The sequence below is a fragment of the Paludisphaera sp. genome (genome assembly GCF_037189885.1).
Taxonomy (GTDB): Bacteria; Planctomycetota; Planctomycetia; order Isosphaerales; family Isosphaeraceae; genus Paludisphaera.
Genome location: NZ_JBBCIR010000029.1, coordinates 1 through 7,494 on the forward strand (window position 1 = coordinate 1; position 7,494 = coordinate 7,494).

Annotated in this window: 8 protein-coding genes; 7 read left to right on the top strand and 1 reads right to left on the bottom strand. The window is 69.2% G+C overall.

Translation table 11 applies throughout. From position 1 onward, the window contains the following. The 7 genes from WG209_RS10565 to WG209_RS10595 all read left to right on the top strand — a co-directional run. On the top strand, positions 1-207 hold a 207-nt coding region (locus WG209_RS10565; RefSeq protein WP_337175002.1), incomplete at its 5' end, for a hypothetical protein. A gap of 101 nt (positions 208-308) precedes the next feature. Further along, positions 309-872, top strand: coding sequence for a hypothetical protein (locus tag WG209_RS10570; protein ID WP_337175003.1), 564 nt, complete (start codon positions 309-311; stop codon positions 870-872). A 370-nt stretch (positions 873-1,242) separates the two neighbouring features. Continuing rightward, positions 1,243-2,067, top strand: coding sequence for a class I SAM-dependent methyltransferase (locus WG209_RS10575; protein WP_337175004.1), 825 nt, complete (start codon positions 1,243-1,245; stop codon positions 2,065-2,067). 221 nt (positions 2,068-2,288) lie between these two features. After that, positions 2,289-3,830: a hypothetical protein gene (locus WG209_RS10580; RefSeq protein ID WP_337175005.1), complete on the top strand. Its 1,542-nt coding sequence runs from the start codon at positions 2,289-2,291 to the stop codon at positions 3,828-3,830. Between the two features lie 92 nt (positions 3,831-3,922). Continuing rightward, a complete protein-coding gene (locus WG209_RS10585; protein WP_337175006.1) occupies positions 3,923-4,561 on the top strand; it encodes a hypothetical protein in 639 nt (212 codons plus the stop codon). Between the two features lie 62 nt (positions 4,562-4,623). Continuing rightward, on the top strand, positions 4,624-5,406 hold the full coding sequence (locus WG209_RS10590; protein WP_337175007.1) for a sugar phosphate isomerase/epimerase family protein: 783 nt from the start codon (positions 4,624-4,626) through the stop codon (positions 5,404-5,406). Continuing rightward, positions 5,403-6,101 (top strand): hypothetical protein, encoded by a 699-nt coding sequence (locus WG209_RS10595; protein ID WP_337175008.1) that lies wholly within the window; start codon positions 5,403-5,405, stop codon positions 6,099-6,101. The genes WG209_RS10590 and WG209_RS10595 overlap by 4 nt, the downstream gene beginning before the upstream one ends. Positions 6,102-6,119: 18 nt before the next feature. Here the strand turns inward: WG209_RS10595 and WG209_RS10600 are convergent. After that, positions 6,120-7,282 (bottom strand): IS630 family transposase gene (locus WG209_RS10600; protein WP_337175009.1). Its coding sequence is split into 2 segments (ribosomal slippage): positions 6,120-6,814 and positions 6,814-7,282, totalling 1,164 coding nucleotides; the frame shifts between segments, so codons are not numbered across the junction. Between the last annotated feature and the right edge of the window lie 212 nt (positions 7,283-7,494).

Consider the following 7,494-nt stretch of genomic DNA (forward strand, 5'->3'; position numbering starts at 1 on the left):
GTCCTCGACGCCCTGGCCCCCGCCGTAATGCAGGCGCTGCGCGAGGATCTCCGGGCGGCCATCGCCCGGGGATACCGTCGGCGATTCTCCTTCATCGGGCCCGGCGAGCCTCCCTCCGCGGCCGACGACCCGCGTCGCCGGGCGCGATTGAAGGCCCTGGGCGAGCGATTGAGCCTCGGGGGACGCGCGGGCCCGGATTCGACATAGGGTCCGGAGCCCTCTCGATCGTCGGCACGGGCGGGATGCCCCCGAGTGCCGGAGCGATTTCGATCACCTCAAGGCGGCGCGCCGCGAAGTGGTGTCGGACCATGCAGACCGAACCCGACCCGCGCGCCCGAGCCGCGCTGGGGCCCCGACTGATCGAGACGGCGGGACGGCTTCGCGTCGAGCCCGGGTCGTTCCCGATCGGATGGTCGGCCGCCTGGCTGGCGCTCGTCGCGGCGGTGGGACTCTGGGGCGTCGGCCGGTCGTCCGATGCCCGCGGCCTGACGGCGATGGCGGCCGGGATGGCCTTCGTGATCCCCGCTCTCCTCGCGGTCCTGCACGGGTTGAATCGGGTCGAGGCGGCCCGGGGGGCGTTCCTGGATTTCGACCGCTCGTCGGGGACGATCGTCGCCCCCCGGGTCGGGCTGGCGGCTTCGATCGCCGATGTGGAGGCGATTCGGCTCCGCAAGGGTCGCTGGCGAGATCCGGACAACCGGGACGGTTGGGGGACGATCGCGCGGATCGCGCTCGCCGTGCGCGTGGGCGAGGAGGTCTCGGACGTCGCCATCCTGTGGAACGGCCATGTCCGCGAGGTCGAGAAGCTGGCCCAGGTCGTGGGCGTGGCGATCGGCCGGCCGCTGGAAGTCGAGCGTCGCGACTGGGGGTGACGCCCCCCCCTCTTGATTCCGCCGCCGCGTGCCGGCCTCTCGATCGAATCGACGTCCGATGTCCCGGGGCGAGCGCGGGGCGACGTGGGACGTGGATCTTCCGGGAAGACCCCCGACGGTGGCTCGGACGCCGTTCCCGCGCCCGGGTCGCCGGGGGCCGCGAGCGGCGGCGAACGAGGATTGCGGACTTGGCTCTTGGGTCGTCGCGAGTGTATCGTTTCATTCATGATTAACCGCCGTCGCCGCCGACGGCCGCCAATCCGAACGGCCCGCAACGGGATGACTCGCCGCCGATCGTCGACAGCCCTGGCATTCCAGCTCTGTAGGGGACGCATCCGTGCTGAACAAGATCGCTCGGACTTCCAGGATCATGACCAAGTCACTGAGCCAGCTCGTCCGACGGCCCGGCCCCGCGCTCCTGGGCACGCTGGGCGTCGCCAAGGAGTTTCAGGCACTCGATTTCGCGCGCGGCCTACCAGCCCCGCCGGCCGACTCGCCCCGCCTCGACCGCTCTGAGGCGGGGAATCCGCTCTGGGACTACTTCGAGGCCAACGCGACTGGGCCGGGCATCGTCAAATGGCGGCACTATTTCGAGATCTACCATCGCCACCTGCGGAAGTTCGTGGGCCGGGAGGCGCGGATCGTCGAGATCGGCGTGTACAGCGGCGGCAGCCTGGGGATGTGGCGGTCGTATCTTGGCGACAAAACCCAGATCGTCGGCATCGACATCGATCCCGTCTGCAAGGTGTACGAGAACGATTACACGAAGATCGTGATCGGCGACCAGGAGGATCGATCCTTCTGGAGGAAGTTCTGGGCCGAGACGGGGCCGGTCGACATCCTCCTGGACGACGGCGGCCACACCCATGAGCAGCAGATCGCCACTTTGGAGGAATGCCTCCCGAATATCCGCCCCGGCGGCGTGTTCATCTGCGAGGACATCCACCGGTCGTGGAACCTCTTCACGCCGTATCTCAACGGCTTGAATCGGTCGATGCACGAGTGGACACCGGCCCCGAAGTCGGACTCGGCCGCGGAGTTGGTGGACATGGACATTACGGCCTCCCCGTTCCAGTCCCAAATCCACTCGATGCACCTCTACCCGTACATCGCGGTCATCGAGAAGCACGAGCGGCCTTTCACACACCTGGCCGTCTCTCGCCGGGGCACCGAATGGCAGCCCATCCAGTTCTGAGCCGGGACGTCGGCGCGGGGGGGCCGCCGGATCGCGCAGGGTGCCCCGACCCCCGGGACGTCCGTCCAGACGAAAGGGCCGAAGGGGTCGCCATCCCATGAGGCAATCGGCCGGCCGCTGCTCGTCGCGCCTCCCGACCGGGGGTGACGCCCCCTTGATTCCCGCCGCCGCATGCCGCACCCTCGTTCGGATCGTTGTTCAACATCGCGGGCGAGGGCGAGATGATGCGGAAGATCATGCGGGGCCTGGCGGCGGCCGCGACGATGGCGGCGCTGCTGGGGTCGGTTCGGGCCGAGGAAGCGGCGAAGGTGTTCAAGGCGGGGTTCGCCGAGCGCGACGTCTCCCCGGACATCGGCGCCGAGGCCCCCGGCGGCTACGGCAAGGCGTACCACCGGACCCTCCACGATCCCTGCAAGGCCCGCGCGGCGGTCTTCGACGACGGCGAGTCGCGGGTGGCGATCGTCGGCCTGGACGCCCTGTTCATCCGGGGCCGGACCGTCCGCGAGATCCGCGAGGCGATCGAGGCGAAGACCGGCATCCCGGCCGGCTCGGTGATGGTCTCGGCCTCGCACACGCACTCCGGCGGCCCCACCGGGCTGTTCCTGCCCGGCGAGTTCGCCGACGCCCCGCCGCTGGTCCGCGACATGGTCGAGAAGGAGACCGTCATCGCCGACGCCGCCTACCTGGAGAAGGTCAAGGCGGGGATCGTCGACGCCGTCGTCGAGGCCGACTCGAAGCGCGTCCCGGCGCGTGGCGGGGCGGGCTTCGGGGAGGCCGAGGGGGTGGCGTTCAACCGCCGCTTCCAGATGAAGCAGGGGCACGCCATGACGCACCCCGGCGTCGGCAACCCGGACATCGTCGAGCCCGCCGGCCCGGTCGACCCGCAGGTCGGCGTCCTGGCGGCGTGGGACGAGTCGGGCAAGTTCCTGGGCTGCGTGGTGAACTTCGCCTGCCACTGCACGACCGGCCCCGGCGGGATCTCGGCCGACTACGTCTACTACATCGAGAAGACCATCCGCGGGCTGATGGGCGACGACTCCACCGTCGTCTTCGTCCCCGGCATGGCCGGCGACGTCACCCAGGTCGATAACCGCCTGCCGTTCCAGGCCCCCCAGTTCGGCGAGGTCTCCGCGCGGTTCGTCGGCGGGACCGTCGGCGCCGAGGCGTGCAAGGCGCTCCTCATGATGGAGCGCCACGCCGGCCCGCTCGGCCCCGTCGCCGCCATCAGCCGCGTGCTGACCATCAAGCGCCGGCCCCCCTCGCCGGAGCACGTCGCCGCGGCGCTGGAGCTGGTCCAGCGACCGGACAAGACGGGGGTCGACCCGACCGAATGGACCTTCGCCAAGGAGACGGTGGTCCTGGCCGAGCGGGTGAAGCGGGAGCCCGAGGTCACCACCGAGGTCCAGGCCGTTCAGGTCGGCCCGGCCGTCTTCCTGACCTCGCCGGCCGAGTACTTCTGCCAGTACGGCCTGGACCTGAAGGCGGGGTCGAAGTTCCCGTTCACGTTCCCGGTGTCGCTGGCGAACGACGTCGTCGGCTACGTCCCGCACGAGAGCGCGATGGATCCGACGACCGGCGGCGGCTACGAGACCCGGCTGACCGCCTACAGCAACCTGGAGCCGACCGCCGGGAGCCAGATCGCCGACGCGCTGCTGGAACTGTCGGCGAAGCTGACCCCGGGCGCGGCCCCGAAGGCCCCCGGCCTGCCGCCGTTCGCCGGCAAGCCCTGGACCTACGGAGATCGCCGGCCGCAGTTGGATTGATCGTGGGTGTTGATCTAAAACGGTCGTTGGGGTGACGATCCTCCGCGGGGAGGAGAAGCGTCGTCGCCGCTCATATGGAATTGAGGGCCGTCATGCCCATGCTTGCCAGCCCGACGCGCCTGCTCGCTGTCGTCTCGATCTTCGCCTGCTTGTCGACCGTCCGGGCCGACTCCTGGGCGCCGCCGGAGGCCATCAGTGTCAGGTCGAGGGACGGCAGGTTCCGCCTGACGGTCGACCCCGCGTCGGCAGTTCTCGACCCTCCGGCGGACAAGGATGCTCCCGAGAGGCCTGGTTGCCAGAAAGCCAGGGCGAAGCTGAAGAAGAAGTCGGAGGTCGGGGGATTCGAGGTCGTCTGGGAGCAGCCGCTCACGAACCGCGTCTCCCCTGTTGAAGTGCTGGTAGGCGACGACGGGACGGTCGTCACGCTGGACAACTGGCATTGGGTGGGCCACGGGTCGAACGTCGTGGTCATCTACGGACCCGACGGCAAGCTCGTTCGTTCCATGGGCCTGGAGGACTTCCTCACGGAAGAGGAGGTGAAGGAGCTTCCACACTCCGTCAGCTCCATCTGGTGGGGTCATGGCCACAGGCTCGACATGGAGGACGAGACGCTGATCTTGAACGTCGGCAATGCCAACTTCCCGGGCGAAAAGGCGTTTACGAAGGTGGTTCGGGTTCGACTCGATTCCGGCGAGTTGGTCGAGGAGGAGAATGATCCGGGCGCGAAGTAGATCGTCCGGCTTCTCGACTATGGTCCGCGACACGAACGCACCCCGGAAGATCAAGGTTCCCCATGCTCCAGCTCGGCATCGTCACCTACAACATCGCGAAGGACTGGGATCTCCCCACGATCCTCGGGAAGCTCGAAGCCCTCGGCTACGGGGGCGTCGAGCTGCGGACGACGCACAAGCACGGCGTCGAGGTGGGCCTCTCGGCGGCTGAGCGTCGGGAGGTCCGCAAGCGGTTCGAGGACTCGCCCGTCCAACTGGTCGGGCTGGGGAGCGCCTTCGAGTACCACAGCCCCGACCCGGCCGAGGTCCGCCGGCAGGTCGAGGCGACCAAGGAATACGTCCGGCTGGCCCACGACGTCGGCGCCCCCGGCGTGAAGGTCCGGCCCAACGGCATCCCGAAGGGCGAAGACCCGGAGGCCGTCTTCCGACGCATCGGCGCCGCGCTCCGCGAGGTTGGCGAGGACGCCGAGGGGCAGGGGGTCGAGATCCGCGTCGAGGTCCACGGCGCGGGGACGTCCGAATGGCCCGGCTTCGCCCGGATCATCGAGCACGCCGACCATCCCAACGTCGTCGTCTGCTGGAACTCCAACCCCCAGGACGTGCCGAAGGGGGGGACCTCCATCGCCGAGAATTACAAGCTCGTCGCCGGCAAGATCCGCCTGGTCCACCTCCGCGACCTGACCGACGAGGCGTACCCCTGGCGCGAGCTGTTCGCGCTCCTCGCCGCCGACGGGTACGACGGATTCACGCTGGCCGAGATCCCCGACAGCCCGGACGCCGACCGCGTCCTGCGCTACTTCCGCTCGCTCTGGCTCGCCTATCAGCCCGGGGAGGCCGCGCGATGATTTCTGGCCTCGTCCTGATCCTCTGCGCCGCGGTCGCCGCGCAGCCGGAGCCCACGGCGAACTACGAGACGATGGACGTGGAGGGCTGGACCGTCCGCGTCCATCGCGACCTGCCCCGCGACGCCCCCGAGCTGGCCGACCGGACGCTATCGCTCCTGGGCGACCAGCTCCGGGGCATCATCCGGATGGTCCCGCCGAAGGCCGTCGAGAAGCTGCGGGAGATCGTCATCTGGGTGGAGCGCGAGGAGCCGCACCACCCCTGCATGGCCTATCACCCCGACGCCGGCTGGCTCCGCGACCACGACATGAACCCGGACAAGGCCCGATGCGTGGAGATCGCCAACGCCGCCAACTTCCTGAGCTGGTGCCGAGACCAGCCCTGGATGGTCCTCCACGAGCTGGCCCACGGCTATCATCACCAGTTCGTCGCCGACGGGTTCCAGAACGCGGAGATCGCCGCCGCGCTGGAGCGCGCCACCGAGGCGAAGACCTATGAAAACGTGCTCCACATCAACGGCCGCGAGCAACGCCACTACGCCCTGACGAACCCGATGGAGTACTTCGCCGAGGCGTCCGAGGCCCTCTTCGGCACCAACGACTTCCACCCCTTCGTCCGCGCCGAGCTTCGTCGCCATGACCCGGAGGCCTACGCCCTGCTGCGGCGGCTGTGGCTGATGGAGCCGGACGGCGATTGAGATACTAGTACTCGGCCACTACGGCAGTGATGGGTAGAGTCGGTGGAGCTTGATCCGGGCGTCGGCGGTGGTGAAGCGCCATCGGGTCTCGACCCGGCGTTCGTTCCGCTCCTCCTCCCAGGCGGCGACCTCCCGCTTCAGTTCGTCCATCGACCCGATCCGTCGGTCGAGGCACTGGCGGGAGAGGACCGACAGCTCGATCTCGGCGACGTTCAGCCACGAGCCGTGCTTCGGGGTGTGATGGATCTCCAGCCGCTCGGCGATCCGCCGAGCTTGCTCGGGCGGGAACGCCTCGTACAGGCTGGCGATCTTGTGCGTATTGAGGTTGTCCATCACGAGAACGATCTTGTCGGCCTCCTCGTGGACGTCCTCCACCAGCCAGCGGACGACCTCGGCGAAGTCCACGGCCGTCCGTCGTCCCGTCACCTTGACGGCCCGCCAGCCCAGCAGCGGCTCCGTGGCCATGAACAGGTTGGCCGTGCCGCTGCGGACGTACTCGTAGTCCACCCGCTCGGGCCGGCCGGGGGCCGCCGGGATGGGTGTGATCGTCTCGCCGATCAGCTGCCGGCTCGCCTCGTCGAGGCAGACCAGCGGGCGTCTCTCGTCGTAGGGCCGGTGGTAGACGTCCAGGACGTCCTCCATCGCCGCCACGAACTCGGCGTTCTTCGCCGGCGGGATGCAGCACTGCTCCTTCAGGTGCGGCTTCAGTTCGCTTTTTTCAAGCAGCGGCGGACGGTCTCGTCGCAGACCGCCGGGACGACCTCCAGCTCGACGAGCCTGTCGGCCAGGAGCTGCATCGTCCACGCCTTGCGGCCGTCCGGCGGCGGCGAACAGGCCAGGGCGATCAGCCGGGCCTCGGCCCGGCCGTCGAGCGTCTTGAGCCGGCTGGGACGTTCCTGCGGCTTGCGGACCAAGGCCGCCTCGAACCCCTGGAGGACGAACCGCTTGCGGACCCGCTCGACGGTCGCCGTGCCGACCTCGACCGCCTCGGCGATCTTCGAGTCGCTCCACCCCGGCCCGCCGGGCGAGGCGTCGGCCTTCAGGAGGATTCGGGCGTGGGCCTGCTTCAAGGCCGACGCCTTCCCCCCGGCCAGCAGGCCCTGCAACCCCGCCCGCTCCTCGTCCGTCAGCGTCACGATGTATCTCTTCACGGCGGCCCTCCTTGCGGCACAAGTCCGCATCCAGGAGAACCGATCCGAGGACCGCCATCAAGTCGTCAGTGGCGGAGTACTAGCGCAATATCTGGCGATCGCCAAGGGTACGTCCCCTCTCCCGACGGGCTGACGACCCGACACTTTTTCCGCCATGGACGCGAAGCGGGTTCCCGCCACGAATGTCCCCCTTCTCCCCTCGTGGGAGAAGGTGGCCGAAGGCCGGATGAGGGGGGCGTCGC

What these genes read in the sequence shown, in the direction of transcription:
- WG209_RS10590 (WP_337175007.1), top strand. Translation starts at nt 4,624, where the DNA reads ATGCTCCAGCTCGGCATCGTCACCTACAACATCGCGAAGGACTGGGAT.
- WG209_RS10580 (WP_337175005.1), top strand. Translation starts at nt 2,289, where the DNA reads ATGATGCGGAAGATCATGCGGGGCCTGGCGGCGGCCGCGACGATGGCG.
- WG209_RS10585 (WP_337175006.1), top strand. Translation starts at nt 3,923, where the DNA reads ATGCCCATGCTTGCCAGCCCGACGCGCCTGCTCGCTGTCGTCTCGATC.
- WG209_RS10595 (WP_337175008.1), top strand. Translation starts at nt 5,403, where the DNA reads ATGATTTCTGGCCTCGTCCTGATCCTCTGCGCCGCGGTCGCCGCGCAG.
- WG209_RS10575 (WP_337175004.1), top strand. Translation starts at nt 1,243, where the DNA reads ATGACCAAGTCACTGAGCCAGCTCGTCCGACGGCCCGGCCCCGCGCTC.
- WG209_RS10570 (WP_337175003.1), top strand. Translation starts at nt 309, where the DNA reads ATGCAGACCGAACCCGACCCGCGCGCCCGAGCCGCGCTGGGGCCCCGA.